Source organism: Blastococcus brunescens, from assembly GCF_035320885.1.
In the GTDB taxonomy this organism is placed as follows: Bacteria; Actinomycetota; Actinomycetes; order Mycobacteriales; family Geodermatophilaceae; genus Blastococcus_B; species Blastococcus_B brunescens.
Genome location: NZ_CP141261.1, coordinates 1,323,878 through 1,338,543, shown reverse-complemented (window position 1 = coordinate 1,338,543; position 14,666 = coordinate 1,323,878). Strand labels below are relative to the sequence as shown.

The following is a 14,666-nucleotide window of genomic DNA, read 5'->3' as shown; positions in this document are numbered from 1 at the left end:
CAGCGCGGGCCCACGCCTCGGCGGCCGGTTGCGGTCAACCTCCGGACAGGTCGCGCTGCACCCGGAGGTACTCCTCGCGGTCGATCTCGCCAGCGGCGTAGCGGCGGCGCAGCAGCTCCTGCGCGCTAGCCACCTCGTCGCGCTTGCCCGGTGCAGTGGGGATCGCGTCCGGGCGGGCCGGGGAACGGTGCTTGACCAACCAGATGGCCGCAAGAACCGCGACCACCAGCAGGGCGATCCCGACCAGGGCCCAAAGCAGCATCCAGCCGCCCATCCCCATCATTCCGCCCTCCATCATTCCGCCGTCGTGGCCCATCGGCCGCTCCTTCCTTTCAGTCGGCAGCGCGCCCCGGGGAGCGTCCTGTCGCGCGTCTTCGGCCGCTACCGACGGCCAGCGGGCCGGTCAGTGGTGGCCGGGCGTGCCCTGGTGCATCAGCTCGATCTGCGTCATGCCGGGGTTGCCCTGCTCCATGCGCTCGTGCATCCGCGCCGTGCCGGGGTTGCCCTGCTCCATGAGTTCGTGCATCTGCGCCATTCCAGCGGGCGTCCTGCCCTCGTCGCCGGTGTGGGCCTGGGCCACCCCGGCGGGAAGGGCAATTCCCCTGCGAACAACGCTGCGACCAGCAGACACTTCACCATGATGTGTTCCTCAATGCCGTGTGCTTTCCGATCGGCCTCGACTACTATGGGAGATAGTACGCCACTTTCGAGATGCTCGGCCGGCCCGTCTCTGCCACCAGCGGAACGGCGGTGACAAGCGCATCTGTCCTGCGCGGCTATCCGGTCCTCAGCAGTGGCGCCCTCGGGCTGGCGGCTGCCGCCAGCTGGTGGGCGCTGCGGCACCAGCGGTCGCAGGCGGTGGCCCGGTGGACTCCGGGCGGGGGCCGGCAGCGCCGGGCCGGGCCGCTGCACGTGCGCGTCCTGGGCTCGGGCGAACCGGTGCTCCTCCTGCTGCACGGCCTGGCCGGGGCGGGGAACGGATTCGGCGCCGCCTACGACGAGCTCGCCGAAGCAGCGACCGTGGTGGTCCCCGATCTGCTCGGCTTCGGCGGGTCGATGGAGGCGACCGGACCGACAGACGCACAGGCCCACATCGCGGCCCTGGACGCCGCGCTGACCGCTCTCGGCCTGCAGGACCGGCCCACCGTCGTGGCCGGGCACTCGATGGGCGGCGTCCTCGCGATCCGCTGGGCCGCCGCGCACCGCCTCCGGGTGCGGGCGGTGCTCACCTTCGGAGCACCGCTTTACGTCAACCGGACGGAGGCCGACGCGCACATCGGGGCGATCGGACCGATGGAGGCCTTGCTCGCTGGTGACGGGCCACTGTCGCGCGCCGCCTGCGCCTGGATGTGCCGCCACCGCACGCTGGCCTCCTGGCTCGCCGTCGCCTACCGCCCGGATCTCCCGGTCCCGGTGGCCCGGTCAGGGGTCAAGCACACCTGGGACACCTACTCCGGCGCGATGGACGGACTCGTCCGCGACGACGGCTGGCTTCCTGCCCTCGATGCACTGGAGCAGATCCCGCTGACCCTGGCGGCCGGCGCGTGCGACCCGGTGCCGGCACCCGGGCGGGCTGCCGAGCTGGCTCGGACCCGACCTGCTCTGCGGTCGGTCGTCCACCCGGAGGCCGACCACGTGCTCCCGCTCACCCATCCGGACTGGTGCCGTCGATTGATCGCGGAGGCGCTGGCGATCGAGTCTGGCTGAAGACGCTCAGGCGTCTCCGGAGCGGAGGAGGTCGTCGATCAGGCGCTGCAGCTCCGCGGAGGTCAGCTGGCCGACCGCCCGGTCGACGACGCGGCCGTCGGCGTCGAGCGCGAGGGTCACCGGCAGTCCCCGGATCCCCAGTTGGCGCAGCAGCTCGCCGTCGGCGTCGACGGCGTGCGGGTAGTCGATGCCGTGCTCGTCGAGGAACCAGCGGGCAGCCTCGGGATCGTCCTGCACATCCACACCCAGGAAGCGGACCTGCTCGCCGTGGCGGGCGTAGGCCTCCTGCAGCAGCGGCATCTCCTCCCGGCACGGGCCGCACCAGGTCGCCCACAGATTGACCAGGGTCGGGCGGCCGGTGAGCCGGTGCAGGTCCACGTCCGGGCCCGGACCGAGGCAGGGCAGGGTGAGCTGCGGCAGGGCGTCCGCGCCGGCCGGCACGGTGTCCTCGGGCAGCTGCTCGCAGGCCGGCGCGGGCGGAGCCGCCTCGGCGGTCGCGGGACCGGTCCGCGCAGAGGTCACGTTCGGCTCGGCGGTCGCGCAGCCGGCCAGCAGGGCGGCGGTCAGGAGCCCGCCGGCCAGCCGCGCCGGCATCAGGCCTCCCGGTACAGCTCGGTAAAGGTCTTCCCGCCGTCGGTGGAGGCGAGGACCGCCCCTCGACGGCGACGTAGACGTCGTCCCCTTCCACGGTCAGCGCTTCTGGCGCGCCGCCGGCGCTGCCGCGCTCGGCCCAGGTCCGTCCGCCGTCGGTGCTCCCGAAGACCGTGCCGTCGGGGGCAACGCCGACCGTGGAACCGCCCTCGGCGGCGATGTCCACCACCACCAGCAGCGGGGCGCCGGCGTCGGCGGTGAAGTCCTTTCCGGCGTCGTTGCTGACCACCAGGCCGGCCTCGGTGGTGGCCAGCACCCGTTGCGGGTCGGTGGGGTCGGCGGCCAGGTCGGCGATCCGCATCTCCCCGCGGTCGGCCCAGTCGACGCCGTCCTCGCTGACCAGCAACCGGCCCCCGCTGTAGCCGTAGATCACGCCGTCGGCGGCGTCCAGGGCGTGGAAGTCCGCCTCCCCGGCCAGCGACAGCGTCTGCCAGGTCTGCCCGCCGTCGGTGCTCTCGATCAGGCCCAGGTTGCCCGGGCCGTCCTGGCCCTCGCCGGGGTGGCCGCTGGCCAGGTAGTGCTCGGGGCCGACCACGGTGAAGCCCATGAAGTCCTGCACCCGATCGGCTATGCGGGTCAGCTCCCCGTCCGGGGAGATGCGCACCAGCCCGTAGTGCGTGCCGGCAAACAGGGCATCGTCGGCCGGGTCGACGCCGAGGCCGTGCACGTGCTCGAGGGTCACGTCGTCCGGGTGGGGATGGGTGCCGTCGTCGTGGCTGTGGGTTTCGCCGTCAGCCGCGGTCTGGTCTCCCGCAGTTGCGTCAGTGCCGCACCCGGCGAGGAGCAGCGCTCCGGCCGCGGCGGCGCCCACCAGCACCCGGCGGCGACCGGCTGCCCACGGGGCAGGCCGAGAGGATCGGGTGGATCGGGACGGCAGGACGGACGGTGACATGAGCTCCCCACAGAGACGGGCGGACGTACTACGACGGATAGTAGACCGTCCGGCAGGGACGGGGCTCAGCTCCAGTCGGCTCCGGGGAGGACGCACAGCCCGCTGGACACGGCGGACACCAGCGGCCAGGCGGCCAACGCCACCGGCCCGGCCACCACGAACACTGCCGCCGTGGCGGCGGTGATGCGCTGCGCGGCGCCGAGAGGGGCGGCCGGCCGCAGCAGCCGGGTCACGCGGAGCACCCCGGCTCCCTGTGCGGCGGCCAGCGCCGCGGCGGGGGCGCGCATGCCGGCAAGGGTCACCAGGGCGGAGGCGACCTCCACCCGGTTGACCCGCTCGGCCGCGGCGTCGTCGGCCAGCAGCTCGACCAGCCGCTCGGTCTGCGCCCGGCCCCGGGAGAAGAGGGGCACTCCGGGGAAGGCCCGGTCCAGGATCCGGGCGGCGCCGACGGCCAGATGGTGGCGGCCGCGCAGATGGGCCCGCTCGTGGGCCAGCACGGCGGCGAGCTCGTCGGCGGAGAGGGTGTGGACAGCCGCAGTGGTCACCACGACGGTACGGAGCCGTCCGGGCAGGCAGAAGGCGGCCGCCTGGTCGGAGTCCAGCACCACTGCCCCCAGCGACTGCTCGGGGCGGGCACCGGCCAGGATCTTCGCGCGCAGCCGGCGCCGCTCCCGCTGGTCGCACAGGCGGGTGCGGGCGGCGACCCAGCCCAGGCGCAGGAGCACCCCGCCCGACAGCAGGACGCCGGCGAGCACGGCGGCCAGCTGCCCGGGCGAGCGGTAGACGGCGGCGATGGTCGCCGCGCAGGCGTCGAGGATCGATGCCAGGCCGTCGGCCACCGCACCGGCCGGCACCAGCAGCGCCAGGCCGGCGAGCACCACGGACACCAGCACGCCGGCAGACGCCGCCTGCCAGGCGGCGACCGCCAGCCGCGGCGAGCGATCGGCCCAGCCGGCACCGATCGCCCGCGGAGCCAGCACCACCAGCGCCGCGGCGAAGGTCAGCAGCGCGACGGTGGTGGTCACGGCGTCTGCGCCTGCCGGGCCGATTCCACCGCTGTCCGCAGGCTGGCCACCGAGTCCGCATCGAGGTCGGCGACGAAGTGCATGAGCACCTCGTCGCGATCCCCGGCCGCACTCAGCACGTCCTGAAGCATCGCCGCTGAGTGCTCCGCGCGGGTCCGGGTGGGGCGGTACCGCCAGGCCCGGCCTTCCATCTCGCGGCTGAGCGCGCCCTTGCGGTGCAGGTTGTCCAGCACCGTCATCACGGTCGTGTAGGCCAGCGCGCGGGACGCGGTCAGCTCGGCGAGCACCTCACGGACGGTCGCCGCCTCGCCACGGCGCCACAGCATGTCCATCACGACGGCTTCCAGCTCACCGAACGGGCGCACTCGCCACCTCCTCATCCCCCGCGCCGCTGCGCGACCCGGTCAGCTGCAGCAACCCGTCGGCCGTGGCGCAGCTTCCCGCCACAGTACTACCGGCGGTAGTGGACGACGTCCCTGTCGGCGGTGCCGCCTGGCGCCATCTCATCAGGGCCAGCACCCGCCGGCGGCCGGCCCCGCAACGACCCGATCCTCAGCAGGGCCACTCCCACGGCGACCAGCAGCGCTGACCACAGCTGCGGCTGGGTCAACCCGAGCACCGCCTCCGGGTTGACCCGAAACTCCTCGACGAGGAACCGCGCCGACCCGCTGAGTACTGCGTACAGCCCGAAGACGCGCAGCGGTGACCACCGGGTCCGCAGAATCCACAGCAGCCCGCCGACGGCCAGTGCGACGACGGCTTCGTACAGCGCTGCGGGATGCACCGGCACGAGGGTGGGCACCATGCCGTCGGGGAACGCGGTCGCCCAAGGCAGTTCCGAGGGCTGGCCGTAGGAGCCGTCTCCGGCCAGGAAGCAGCCGATCCGGCCGATCCCGTAGGCCACCGATGGAAGGTGTCGCAGTGGCCGCGATCACGAGCCCGGGAAGGGCCGGAGCTCGGCCGCAGGTCGATTACTGGGCGCGCAGCCGGTCCCGCTCGGCGCGCGCCTGACGGAGCTGCCGCTGCAAGCCGTCGTCCGCCGTCAGCGTCCGGGCCGGAGCGGGGTGGCAGACTCCGCCGCGCATTGGCCGCAGGCAGCACAGGTAGGTGGCGGCCAGGGCCGCCACCAGGACCAAGGCCGGCAGCAGCCAGCCGCTCATCGGCTGGACTCGGCCAACCTCGGGTTGCCGCCGTCGCCGGAGCGCTCCGCACGCAGCTGGTCGATCTCGGCACGCAGGCCGGCGAGCTCGGCCTGCTTGTCCTCGGCCGGCTGCGGCGCCGATCCGTGGCCGCGGCTCATCATCCACATCATGGCGCCCATGCCGACCGGGCAGGCCAGCAACGCCAACAGGTAGAACAGCTCCGACATCGGTGCCTCCAACGGCTGTCGGGCGCCACACTGGCGCCACTATGCCAGATAGTAGACCGCTGCTCCTACCTGTCATAGTAGGGATGTGGTGAGGACGCAGCCCAGTCGTACAGCCAGGCGTCGCCGCTCGGGTTCCACCGCGGCGGCACGCCGATGAGCCGGCCGCTCAGCCGCCGAACGCTCTTGCTGGCCGCCGGTGGCGCCGCCGCAGGCGCGCTGGTCGGCTGCTCCACCGGCGGGAACGACACCGTGAGCTCCACCGGGGAGTATGAGTTCACCGAACCCACGCCGACGGCGACGGTGGTCGCTGAGGACCAGCGGGCACCTGCCCCGGCGTTCTCCGGTGAGCTGCTCGACGGCACCGGGTTCGACTCCTCCTCACTCGCCGGAGACGTCGCGGTCATCAACTTCTGGGGGTCCTGGTGCGCCCCCTGCCGGGTGGAGACCCCGGAGTTCCAGGCCGTGCACGCCGACGTTGCCGACCGCGGGGTGCGGTTCCTCGGCATCGACGTCAAGGACCAGCGGCAGCTGGCCGTCGCCTTCGTAGAGCGGCTGGGGGTCGCCTATCCGTCGGTGTTCGATCCGCGCGGTGAGGTGGCGATGGCGTTCCGCGGTTTCCCGGCCAACGTGGTGCCCTCGACCATCCTGCTGGACCGCGACGGCCGGGTGGCCGCCGTCTACACCGGCCAGGTCAGCGGTGAGGACCTGAGCGCCGCCGTCGAGCTGCTGCTCGCCGAGGACCAAGCGTGAGCGAGCTCGGGGCGACTTTCGCCGGCATCGTCACCGACGGCTCGCTGCTGGTGGCCATCGCGGTGGCCGCGCTGGTCGGGCTGATCAGCTTCGCCTCACCCTGCTGCCTGCCGCTGATCCCCGGCTACGTCAGTTACGTCGCCGGGCTCGCCGGCTCCCAGGCCACCGCCGGCCGGCCCCGAGCTCCGCAGCCTGCTGGCGGTGGGCCTGCCGGCGCGACATCGGCCGGCTGCGCTTCGGAGGCCGGCACCGCCCCTCACCGCCGGCGGCCCCGGTAGCTGCCGGCCGCGGCCGGGTGCTGGCCGGGTCCCTGCTGTTCATCGCCGGATTCAGCGCCGTCTTCGTCTCCTTCGGCGCACTCTTCGGCGGCCTGGGCCGGCTGCTGCTGGAGTGGTCGCCGGTGCTCACCCGGATCGCCGGCGTCGTCGTGATCGCAATGGGGCTGTCGTTCCTCGGCGCGATCCCCTGGCTGATGCGCGAACGCCGCATCCACCGACGGCCGCCGGCCGGCCTGGCCGGCGCCCCGGTCCTCGGCGTCGTGTTCGGCCTCGGGTGGACACCCTGCCTGGGCCCGACGCTCGCCGCGGTGAACACGCTGGCCTACACCCAGGCCTCGGCCGGCCGCGGTGCCATCCTCGCCCTGGCCTACTGCCTGGGACTGGGCATCCCGTTCGTCCTGGTGGCCCTCGGCGCCCGCCGCGCCCTGGCGTTGTCCGACCTGGCCCGCCGGCACGCCCTACCGTCATGCGGGTCGGCGGGGGCCTGATGATCGCCTTGGGCATCCTGCTGCTGACCGGCTGGTGGGACGCGCTGATGATCTGGTTGCGGGCCTGGCTGGGGGCTACCGGTCTTGGATCATCCGCGTTGTGACGGGACGAGTTTGCTCTCCGCGGATCTTACGGGCGTCCGGATCAAGCGGGCTTCTTCTCAGCGCCGTAATAGGTCACTCCGACGGCGCGAGCCAATGCGCCGACCACGAGTTCCAGTAGTCATTCCAGATCTGGCATGGGACAGAAGGGGAATCCTGACAGCGACAACCGAACTCGCCCCTTCCGGGCCACCAGGACCACAGTTCGATCAAAGCGTCGCCGCTCACGCCCCCACGTAGACGGAGATGGCGCCGAAGATGGCGAACCCGGCGGTGAGGAAGATGGGCCCCAGCCGTGAGGTCTCGCCTTCGTGCGCTTCTCCGATCATTTCCTCGACCACGACAGCGGTGAGCGCACCGCCGGTCAGCGCGAGCACCGACAGCGTGACGATCTCGGGGGCGTCTCGGAGTGCGAAGTAGCCGAGCGTGGCGCCGAGAAAGATCGGGACGGCGAAGCCTGCCGCGAGTAGCACCCGCCGACCGCGGCTGATGCCGGCCCGGCGCAGCGTCGCGATGGCCGCGAAGCCCTCCGGGACATCGGCGGGGACCTGCCCAAGGGCGAGGAGAAGGCCCAGAGCTGGGTTGAGGACCGTGCCGGTGCCGATCATGACGCCGTCACTGAACAGGTCCAACGAGACGCCGGAGAAGATCCCCAGTGCGCTCCCCTGCTTCTCACCCCCGCCCATCCTCGCCTGGATGAAGCCGATGGCTCGGTCGAGGCCGATGAAGGCAGCACCTCCGCCCACGAACGCCAACAAGGGGACCCACGGGAGATCCGCCGCCAGTGCCTCGGGCATCAGCTCGAGGCCCACGACGGCGAGGACGATGCCGGCCGCGAGGTGCAGCGCGAGGCTGAGCGTGCGTTCGGAGACGCGAAACGTTTCGGCGAGCACTCCCCGGCGAAGTTCCCGGCCGCCGGTAGGGCCGCGAGGCCGAGGACGAGCACGTATCCGCTCACGTCTCGTCCTCGTCGTCCTCGACCAGCTCGCCCTCCCAGGCTTCACGGCCCTCGTGGACGGCGAAAGCTGCGATGACAAAGCCGGCCACCGGGTCGAGCCACGGCCATCCGACCACGGCGTAGAGGCCGAGGCCGAGCAGGGTGGAGATGCTCAGCAGCACGCAGATCCGGGTCTCGGCGGCGTCAGCAAGGATGAGCGGGTCCCGCAGCCGCTCGCCGACGTGGCGCTTGGCGCGCGCCAGGAGCGGCATGACGACGATGGAGGCGGCGAGCAGCACCAGGGCGACAACCGACGTGTCGGGCTCTTCGCCGCCCACGAGGCTGCGGATGCCCTCGAACGTCACGTAGGCGGCCAGCACGAAGAATGTGATGGCTACCGCCTTGAGGGCGCGGCGCTCCTTGGCCTCGTCGGCCTCGCCATGGCGCAGGCGCGCAGCCAGGCGCAGGCCGACCAGTACCGCTGCCGCCGACTCGATACCGGAGTCGAACCCGAAGCCGATCATCGAGACGAGACCGGCGAGGATGCCGACCGTGACGGCGATGGCGCCCTCGACGACGTTGTAGGCGACGGTGAACTGCGCCAGGCGCAACCCCGCCTGGTGAGCCGTTCGATCTGGGCCGGGCTCAGGGTGGCATTCGTGTCGGTCACCGGACCGCTCCCCGTGACGCAGCCATGACGACCCGAGGCATGCATGCGGCTGCACAGAGAGCCATCGCCGTTCGGTGCTCGTTCCGGTGCCGGACGTGGCGCGTGCTCCGTTCTCGGTCCGGACGGCCGCAGGCCTGAGCGGGCCGATCACCGGGCCTGTTCCCGGATCGTGATCTGAAGGGTCCCGGGCGCCGGCGCGGCGCCGGGCACGCAGCAGACGTCGGTGCACCCATCGGCGCAGCCGCACGTCGAACGTGCGTTGTCGGGGGTCTCATCGGGACGGGCAGGGGCACAGCAGCCCTCGCCGCGCCAGGCTTCGAGGCCCTCCTTGACCGCGACCGCAGCGATGACCAGCCCGGCGACCGAGTCGGCCCAGCCCCAGCCGAGCGTGGCGTTGAGGACCAGCCCCACGAGCAGTACCGCGGACAGGTAGGTGCACAGCAAGGTCTGGGTTCCGTCGGCGACGACGGCGTTCGATCCGAGCGCGCGGCCGGTGCGCCGCTGCGCCCAGGACAGGAAGGGCATGACGATCAGCGAGGCGATCGCGAGGCCGATCCCGACCATCGACGACTCCGGTTCGGCGCCGAAGAGGAGGGCGCGGACGGATTCGAAGGCGACGTAGCCGGCCAGGGCGAAGAACGACAGCGCCATCAACCGCAGCGCTGTCCGCTCCCGGCTTTCCGGTAGCCGGTGGCGGAACTGCCACAGGATGATCAGGCCGCTGGAGACCTCGACGATCGAGTCGAGGCCGAAGCCGATCAACGCCACCGAGCCGGCGGCGACCCCTGCGGTGATGGCGATGACCGCTTCTACGACGTTGTAGGTGATCGACGCGCCGGCCAAGAGCTGCGCCCGGCGGCCGAGCCGGCGGCGCGTCTCCGGGGAGAGCTCAGGGTGGCCGTGGGCCTGCATGGTGCTCATCGGCTCGCTTCCTCGCCGTAGGTCGGACACAGGGCCACGGCATCGCCGGTCGTGGCGAGCAGCCGCTCGGCGGCGGCGAGCACATCCAGCAGCTCTGCCCCGGTCGCCAGTGCCCACATCGACGCCCGCCCCTGCGGCCGGGAGGTCACCAACCCGCAGTCCCGCAGGCAGGCCAGGTGCGCCGAGACTGTCGACTGCGCCAACCCGAGATGAGCGGTCAGCTCGACGACCTTGTGCTCACCGAGTGCGAGGTGCCGGAGGATGGCGAGCCGCGTGGGATCGCCCAGGCTGCGGAACATGCACGCCGCCGCGGAGAGTGCGGCGGCTTCGTTGATCCCCGGCTCCTCGGCGCTGTCCGTCATGGAATCCATCGTCACGCGGCGATGATAGCCGACACTACCGGCGGCAACGGGGTGGCCAGGCGGATCGAGTCTCACTCAGGCAAGGCCACCTGTGGGCTGCGGTGACGCCTGTCCGGTGTTCCGGGGCAAGCGCTACCTCGACTGCGTGCTGACAGACCCGGCTGGCAAGGGGGTTGAGTCGGTGAGGCCCGATCGAAGCTCGCATCCGTGGACTGCTCATCGGGCTGCAGGTGCGCTGGGGGCCCAGCCACTGAGGTGCAAATCGGCGGACCGGCTCTGGCCGTTGCTCAGTCCGGACTCGGGGAGGCTGCCTCGTGCGAGGGTGGGGGTGTGCGGCTGGCAGCGAAGCCGACGGCGGCGGCCAGCAGCAGCAGGATGCCGCCGAGGTAGTAGACGGCGCGGATGCCCACGGTGTCGGCGAGCAGCCCGCCGACACCGAGACTGGCCAGGCGCCCGCTCTGCCAGAGCAGGTCCATGAGGGCGAAGACCCGCCCGCGCGTGCGGTCGGTGAGGTGCGACTGCAGCAGGCTGTTGAAGGTGACAGCGCCGGTGGAGGTTCCGACGCCGTACACGGCCAGGGTGGCGGCGGCGAACGGCAGCGAGCGGATCGAGGCCAGCACCAGGTCTACGAGGCCGCGCAGCACGTAGGGGCCGAACACGTACAGCGGGCGGCGCGGGTCGGGGATCAGCCGCAGCAGCAGAGTGGGGCCCAGGGCGGCGCCCACGCCGATCGCGCCGACCAGGATCCCGTAGGCGTTCGCCGGCGCGCCCAGGTGCTCGGCGGCCAGCACCACCAGCAGCGCGCTGGTCGCCCCGGCCGACAGCGCGGCCAGCAGCTGGCCGATGGCCAGTGCGCGCAGAAGCCGGTCCCGGCCGACCATCGCCACACCCTCGCGGGCCTCGGCCAGCAGCCGGCGGCGGCCGACCTCACGTGGCGGCGCGACCAGCCGCAGTCCGCGCAGCGCCAGCGCCGAGACGAGGAAGCTCGCGGCGTTGAGGCCGAACGCCCAGCCGGGGCCGACGACGGCGACCAGCCCGCCGGCCAGCGGCGCGAGCAGGATCTGCGACAGCACCGCCGCCGTCCAGACGGCGCTGTTGGCCGCGACGATCTCCCGGTCGGCCACGACCGAGGGCAGCACGCTGTTGGCGGCCGGGTTGAAGAATGCAGCGCCGGCCGACAGCCCGAACGCGACCGCGTATATGACCAGCGGGTCGTCGTGCCAGACCACCAGAACGCCAGCCAGGGCGGCGCGGAGTACGTCGGCGGCGACCATCACCTGGACGCGGGGCAGTCGGTCGACGACCACCCCGGCGATCGGGGCGATGAGCAGCACCGGGACGATCTCGGCGACCACGACGCCGGCCACGCCCAACCCCGAGCCGGTCAGACGGTAGATCAGGATGGCCAACGCGACGAAGCTGAAGATGTCACCCCACTGGCTGACCGTCCGCGCCGTCCACAGCCGCCGGAAGTCCGACTGGGCAAGCACGGCGCGCATCCCCGGCCGCCGCTCGTCGCCCGCCACGCCCCTCCTGTCCTTCGTCACCGGGGTTCCACTGCCCGACCGTCCGGGCCAAGCCTCGCTCAGCCCTCGCCGGGTTGGCCGTCCTGGTGAACGTCTGGGCCTCCCCGTACTGCCGTCCAGGCACTCCGGCACTGGCACCTGAGCGAACGCAACCGACCCGCAGCGCCCACCACGATGCCTCCGCTCATGCGCAGCAGCTGGTCGGCTTGTCGGTGCGGAACAGTCCGGCGGCGATACGCAGCGCTTCGCTCATCGTGAGGTACGGCGCCCACGTGTCGGCCAGGTCGTCGACGGTCAGCCCGAACTTGATCGCGTAGGTGGCGGCAAGCATGACGTCGCCAGCGCCGTCGAGCGCGGCGTGCACGCCCAGCACCTGTCCGGTGTCGGCGTCGATGACCAGCTTGAGGGCGCCGCGGGTGTCCCGGTTGGCCAGCGCCCGCGGGATGTCCTGCGCGCCGAGCACCCGGCAGTCGCAAGCGTGACCGCGCGCCAGCGCCTGCTCCTCGGTGAGGCCGGCGCCGCCCAGCTGCGGCGTCGTGAACGTCACCCCTGGCAGTCCGCGGTAGTCCACGGTTGTGGGCGCACCAAGGGCTCCTGCGGCAGCGGCGTGCCCGGTCTGTGCGGCGACGTAGACGTACTGCGGCGCTCGGGACACGTCGCCGGCAGCGAAGATCCGCGGATTCGTGGTGCGCTGATGGGCGTCGATCACGACGAAGCCCCGCTCATCCGTCTTCACCCCCGCCGCCTCCAGACCCAGGTCGCCGGTGTCGGCGTACCGGCCGGTGGCCACCAGAAGTCGCTGCCCTTTCGCCTCCCCGCCGCCGCTTGTCGTGACCACGACGCCGTCGGCGCTGCCGGCCACGGCGACCCCGCGCTCCTCGACCACGGTGATGCCGTCGTCGGCGAACGCCTCGCGCAAGACCGCAGCGATCTCGGGCTCCGTGTGCGGCGCGAACCGGCCCACCACGGTGACCTGCACGCCCAGGTGCGCGAAGAGCTGCGCCTGCTCCAGCCCGACGTAGCCGCCGCCCAGCACGACCAGCGACTCCGGCAGCCGGGTCAGCTCCATCGCCGTGGTGGAGGTCAGGTAGTCGACGCCGGCCAGGCCAGGCAGGTCGGGGATGTGCGGGGCCGCGCCGGTGGCCACCACGTACGCAGGCGCCACCAGTGGCTGCCCGTCGACCTCGAGGGTCTGCTCGTCGACGAACCGGGCGTGCCCGTACCGGACGGGGAAACCGTGCGCCTCGGCTACGTCGGCGTACTTGAGCTGCCGCAGCCGGTCGATGAGCCCCTGCTTCTGCTCGGTCAGTGCGGCCATGTCCACGTCGCCGGCGCCGGTCGGTACGGCCGGGAACGGGTTGGCCTGTGCACGGTGCCGACGGCCGGCGGCGGCGAGCAGGTTCTTGCTCGGTACGCAGCCGATGTTCAGGCAGGTCCCGCCCAGCGGGCCGTGCTCGACCAGCACGGCCGACTTGCCGCGCGAGCGCGCCTCGATGCCGGCGGCCATCGCCGCGCCGCCGGTTCCGATGACGACCAGATCGACTGCGTCCACGTGCCGCTCCTTCGCTTGGCTCGATGATCTGGTAGCCGACGCTAGGGCTTCCACTGCGCTGGAAGGTCAAGTCGTAGGGTGCGCCGGTGCGTATCGGCCAGCTCGCCGCCCGAGCCGGGCTGACGACCAAGACGATCCGGTTCTATGAATCCGCCGGCGTGCTTCCCGCCCCGGCTCGGTGTCCCTCCGGCTACCGGGACTATGACGAGGGCGCCGTCGACCGGTTGGCATTCGTCAAAGCGGCCCAAGCCGCCGGTCTCAGCCTGGCCGAGATCCGCGAGATCATCACGGTCCGGGCGAGCAGCGGAGCTCCGTGCCAGCACGTCCTCACCCTGCTGGATAGCCACGCCGCCGACCTCGACCGGCGCATCGCCGAGCTGACCGCGTTACGCGCGGACGTCGAACGGCTCCGCTCAAGGGCGGGCACCCTGGACCCGGCCACCTGCGACCCCGCTGTCGTCTGCCAGGTGATACAGGCCGACGTCGTTACGCAGCCCGTGCCCACCACCTGACGCCAGGTCACGCGTGCTGGCGCGAACCGCCGTCATCTGGCACAAGACCACATCGGCGCACCATCCCCACGATCACTGACGCCTACGACCACTAACCCTTGGGATTGGTCGTACATCTAGCCGGCAGGGATGCCGAGAGCACAGGACACCCGGTCCAGCGCTGTCAGGTCGTGCCGGTGGCCCCGGCCCTGCTCGATGCGCTGGCGCATCATGATCGGCACTTCTGCCAGCTGGGCCACTTGCTGCAGGGACAGGCCGCGGGCCAAGCGGCGCACCCGCAGCGTAGGCAGAGCCGGGTCGACGTCGTACAGAACGACCGGGTCAACGCGGAGGTCGGACGTCAGCCGCGGCACGTACCGCGCCTGCGGTGCATGCGCGCCCCGCCTGCAGTCCCGGATGCGGTCGGCCGGCTGCCTCTGGGGCACGGGGTCGGCTCGGCTGCGCCGATCAGGAACTCCCGGTCGCCACCGGTCTCGCCGGAGTGGCCGCCGGCCGTTCGGTCATCTTCGTCAGCCGCCGTATCTCGGCGGTATCCATCTCCAGCAGCGCGGCCGCCCGCTCGGCGGAGACATCCTCGGCCAGGAGTGCGCGCAGCGTCTCAGCGAGCGTCGCCGTCGCCGCCTGCAGCCTCTGCTCGGCCTCCCGTCGCACTTCCAGGGCCACGAGCGCCTCAGCCGTCGCCTCCTCGACCCGGCGGTCCTGTTCATCGCGGGTGGCGTCCAGGGCCCGTCGTCGCTCTCGCGCCTTCGTCAGCGCCGCCGCCTGCCGACTCACCGTTCTGACCACCGCTTCCTCCGCTCACTCAGCTGCCCGACCGCCGGATCGTCACACGCCCTCATGACACGGCTCCCGGCCCGAGCGTCACCCCAACAGGCCGACGTCCGGAACCGGCGTCACCCCGAGCCCTCCGACCTGACACACCTC

Annotated in this window: 21 protein-coding genes and 1 pseudogene; 5 read left to right on the top strand and 17 right to left on the bottom strand. The window is 72.4% G+C overall.

Annotated elements, in window-relative coordinates; genetic code table 11:
* Positions 1-34: 34 nt before the first annotated feature.
* Together U6N30_RS08880 and U6N30_RS08875 are read right to left on the bottom strand one after the other, a co-directional pair.
* The gene (locus U6N30_RS08880) at positions 35-316 is read right to left on the bottom strand and encodes an SHOCT domain-containing protein (RefSeq protein WP_324276991.1); all 282 of its coding nucleotides are present in this window, start codon (positions 314-316) and stop codon (positions 35-37) included.
* Positions 317-403: 87 nt separating this feature from the next.
* A complete protein-coding gene (locus tag U6N30_RS08875; RefSeq protein WP_324276990.1) occupies positions 404-580 on the bottom strand; it encodes a hypothetical protein in 177 nt (58 codons plus the stop codon).
* Positions 581-750: 170 nt separating this feature from the next.
* Here U6N30_RS08875 and U6N30_RS08870 point away from each other — a divergent pair, with 170 nt between their 5' ends.
* Positions 751-1,707 (top strand): alpha/beta fold hydrolase, encoded by a 957-nt coding sequence (locus U6N30_RS08870; protein ID WP_324276989.1) that lies wholly within the window; start codon positions 751-753, stop codon positions 1,705-1,707.
* Between the two features lie 6 nt (positions 1,708-1,713).
* Here U6N30_RS08870 and U6N30_RS08865 read toward each other — a convergent pair whose 3' ends face one another.
* The 7 genes and pseudogenes from U6N30_RS08865 to U6N30_RS08830 form a co-directional block, all read right to left on the bottom strand.
* A complete protein-coding gene (locus tag U6N30_RS08865) occupies positions 1,714-2,301 on the bottom strand; it encodes a TlpA family protein disulfide reductase (protein ID WP_324276988.1) in 588 nt (195 codons plus the stop codon).
* Between the two features lie 139 nt (positions 2,302-2,440).
* Positions 2,441-3,250, bottom strand: a pseudogene (locus U6N30_RS33630) (F510_1955 family glycosylhydrolase); the annotation flags it as partial.
* 65 nt (positions 3,251-3,315) lie between these two features.
* Positions 3,316-4,275, bottom strand: coding sequence for a M56 family metallopeptidase (locus U6N30_RS08850; RefSeq protein ID WP_324276985.1), 960 nt, complete (start codon positions 4,273-4,275; stop codon positions 3,316-3,318).
* On the bottom strand, positions 4,272-4,640 hold the full coding sequence (locus U6N30_RS08845) for a BlaI/MecI/CopY family transcriptional regulator (RefSeq protein ID WP_324276984.1): 369 nt from the start codon (positions 4,638-4,640) through the stop codon (positions 4,272-4,274). Before U6N30_RS08845 ends, U6N30_RS08850 begins: the two co-directional genes overlap by 4 nt.
* Before the next feature lie 86 nt (positions 4,641-4,726).
* Complete coding sequence (locus U6N30_RS08840; protein ID WP_324276983.1) at positions 4,727-5,179, bottom strand: prolipoprotein diacylglyceryl transferase; 453 nt, start codon at positions 5,177-5,179, stop codon at positions 4,727-4,729.
* A gap of 67 nt (positions 5,180-5,246) precedes the next feature.
* Entirely contained in the window at positions 5,247-5,435 is a 189-nt protein-coding gene (locus U6N30_RS08835) for a hypothetical protein (RefSeq protein ID WP_324276982.1), read from the bottom strand.
* Positions 5,432-5,644, bottom strand: coding sequence for a hypothetical protein (locus U6N30_RS08830; RefSeq protein WP_324276981.1), 213 nt, complete (start codon positions 5,642-5,644; stop codon positions 5,432-5,434). Before U6N30_RS08830 ends, U6N30_RS08835 begins: the two co-directional genes overlap by 4 nt.
* Before the next feature lie 153 nt (positions 5,645-5,797).
* Between U6N30_RS08830 and U6N30_RS08825 the strand changes: the two genes are divergently transcribed.
* From U6N30_RS08825 to U6N30_RS08815, 3 genes are read left to right on the top strand one after another with little or no spacing between them, the layout of a single operon-like run.
* Positions 5,798-6,394 carry a TlpA family protein disulfide reductase gene (locus U6N30_RS08825; RefSeq protein WP_324276980.1) on the top strand — a complete coding sequence of 199 codons (597 nt, stop codon included), beginning with the start codon at positions 5,798-5,800 and terminating at the stop codon, positions 6,392-6,394.
* Complete coding sequence (locus tag U6N30_RS08820) at positions 6,391-6,672, top strand: cytochrome c biogenesis protein CcdA (protein ID WP_324276979.1); 282 nt, start codon at positions 6,391-6,393, stop codon at positions 6,670-6,672. Before U6N30_RS08825 ends, U6N30_RS08820 begins: the two co-directional genes overlap by 4 nt.
* Positions 6,673-6,689: 17 nt before the next feature.
* Positions 6,690-7,160 (top strand): cytochrome c biogenesis CcdA family protein, encoded by a 471-nt coding sequence (locus U6N30_RS08815; RefSeq protein WP_324276978.1) that lies wholly within the window; start codon positions 6,690-6,692, stop codon positions 7,158-7,160.
* A gap of 326 nt (positions 7,161-7,486) precedes the next feature.
* Here the strand turns inward: U6N30_RS08815 and U6N30_RS08810 are convergent, their stop codons facing one another.
* The 6 genes from U6N30_RS08810 to merA all read right to left on the bottom strand — a co-directional run bounded on the left by U6N30_RS08810 (position 7,487) and on the right by merA (position 13,230).
* Entirely contained in the window at positions 7,487-8,155 is a 669-nt protein-coding gene (locus U6N30_RS08810; RefSeq protein WP_324276977.1) for a ZIP family metal transporter, read from the bottom strand.
* A 61-nt stretch (positions 8,156-8,216) separates the two neighbouring features.
* The gene (locus tag U6N30_RS08805; protein WP_324276976.1) at positions 8,217-8,810 is read right to left on the bottom strand and encodes a cation diffusion facilitator family transporter; all 594 of its coding nucleotides are present in this window, start codon (positions 8,808-8,810) and stop codon (positions 8,217-8,219) included.
* A 206-nt stretch (positions 8,811-9,016) separates the two neighbouring features.
* Complete coding sequence (locus U6N30_RS08800) at positions 9,017-9,790, bottom strand: cation diffusion facilitator family transporter (protein ID WP_324276975.1); 774 nt, start codon at positions 9,788-9,790, stop codon at positions 9,017-9,019.
* On the bottom strand, positions 9,787-10,152 hold the full coding sequence (locus U6N30_RS08795; protein WP_324276974.1) for an ArsR/SmtB family transcription factor: 366 nt from the start codon (positions 10,150-10,152) through the stop codon (positions 9,787-9,789). Before U6N30_RS08795 ends, U6N30_RS08800 begins: the two co-directional genes overlap by 4 nt.
* A gap of 287 nt (positions 10,153-10,439) precedes the next feature.
* Positions 10,440-11,678 carry an MFS transporter gene (locus U6N30_RS08790; protein ID WP_324276973.1) on the bottom strand — a complete coding sequence of 413 codons (1,239 nt, stop codon included), beginning with the start codon at positions 11,676-11,678 and terminating at the stop codon, positions 10,440-10,442.
* Between the two features lie 184 nt (positions 11,679-11,862).
* A complete protein-coding gene (gene merA / locus U6N30_RS08785) occupies positions 11,863-13,230 on the bottom strand; it encodes a mercury(II) reductase (RefSeq protein WP_324276972.1) in 1,368 nt (455 codons plus the stop codon).
* An 86-nt stretch (positions 13,231-13,316) separates the two neighbouring features.
* On the opposite strand from merA, the gene U6N30_RS08780 reads away from it, so the two are divergent.
* Positions 13,317-13,742, top strand: coding sequence for a heavy metal-responsive transcriptional regulator (locus U6N30_RS08780; protein ID WP_324276971.1), 426 nt, complete (start codon positions 13,317-13,319; stop codon positions 13,740-13,742).
* Positions 13,743-13,858: 116 nt separating this feature from the next.
* Here the strand turns inward: U6N30_RS08780 and U6N30_RS08775 are convergent, their stop codons facing one another.
* Both U6N30_RS08775 and U6N30_RS08770 read right to left on the bottom strand, forming a co-directional pair.
* On the bottom strand, positions 13,859-14,095 hold the full coding sequence (locus tag U6N30_RS08775) for a helix-turn-helix domain-containing protein (protein ID WP_324276970.1): 237 nt from the start codon (positions 14,093-14,095) through the stop codon (positions 13,859-13,861).
* A gap of 94 nt (positions 14,096-14,189) precedes the next feature.
* Complete coding sequence (locus U6N30_RS08770) at positions 14,190-14,516, bottom strand: hypothetical protein (RefSeq protein WP_324276969.1); 327 nt, start codon at positions 14,514-14,516, stop codon at positions 14,190-14,192.
* Positions 14,517-14,666 lie beyond the last annotated feature (150 nt).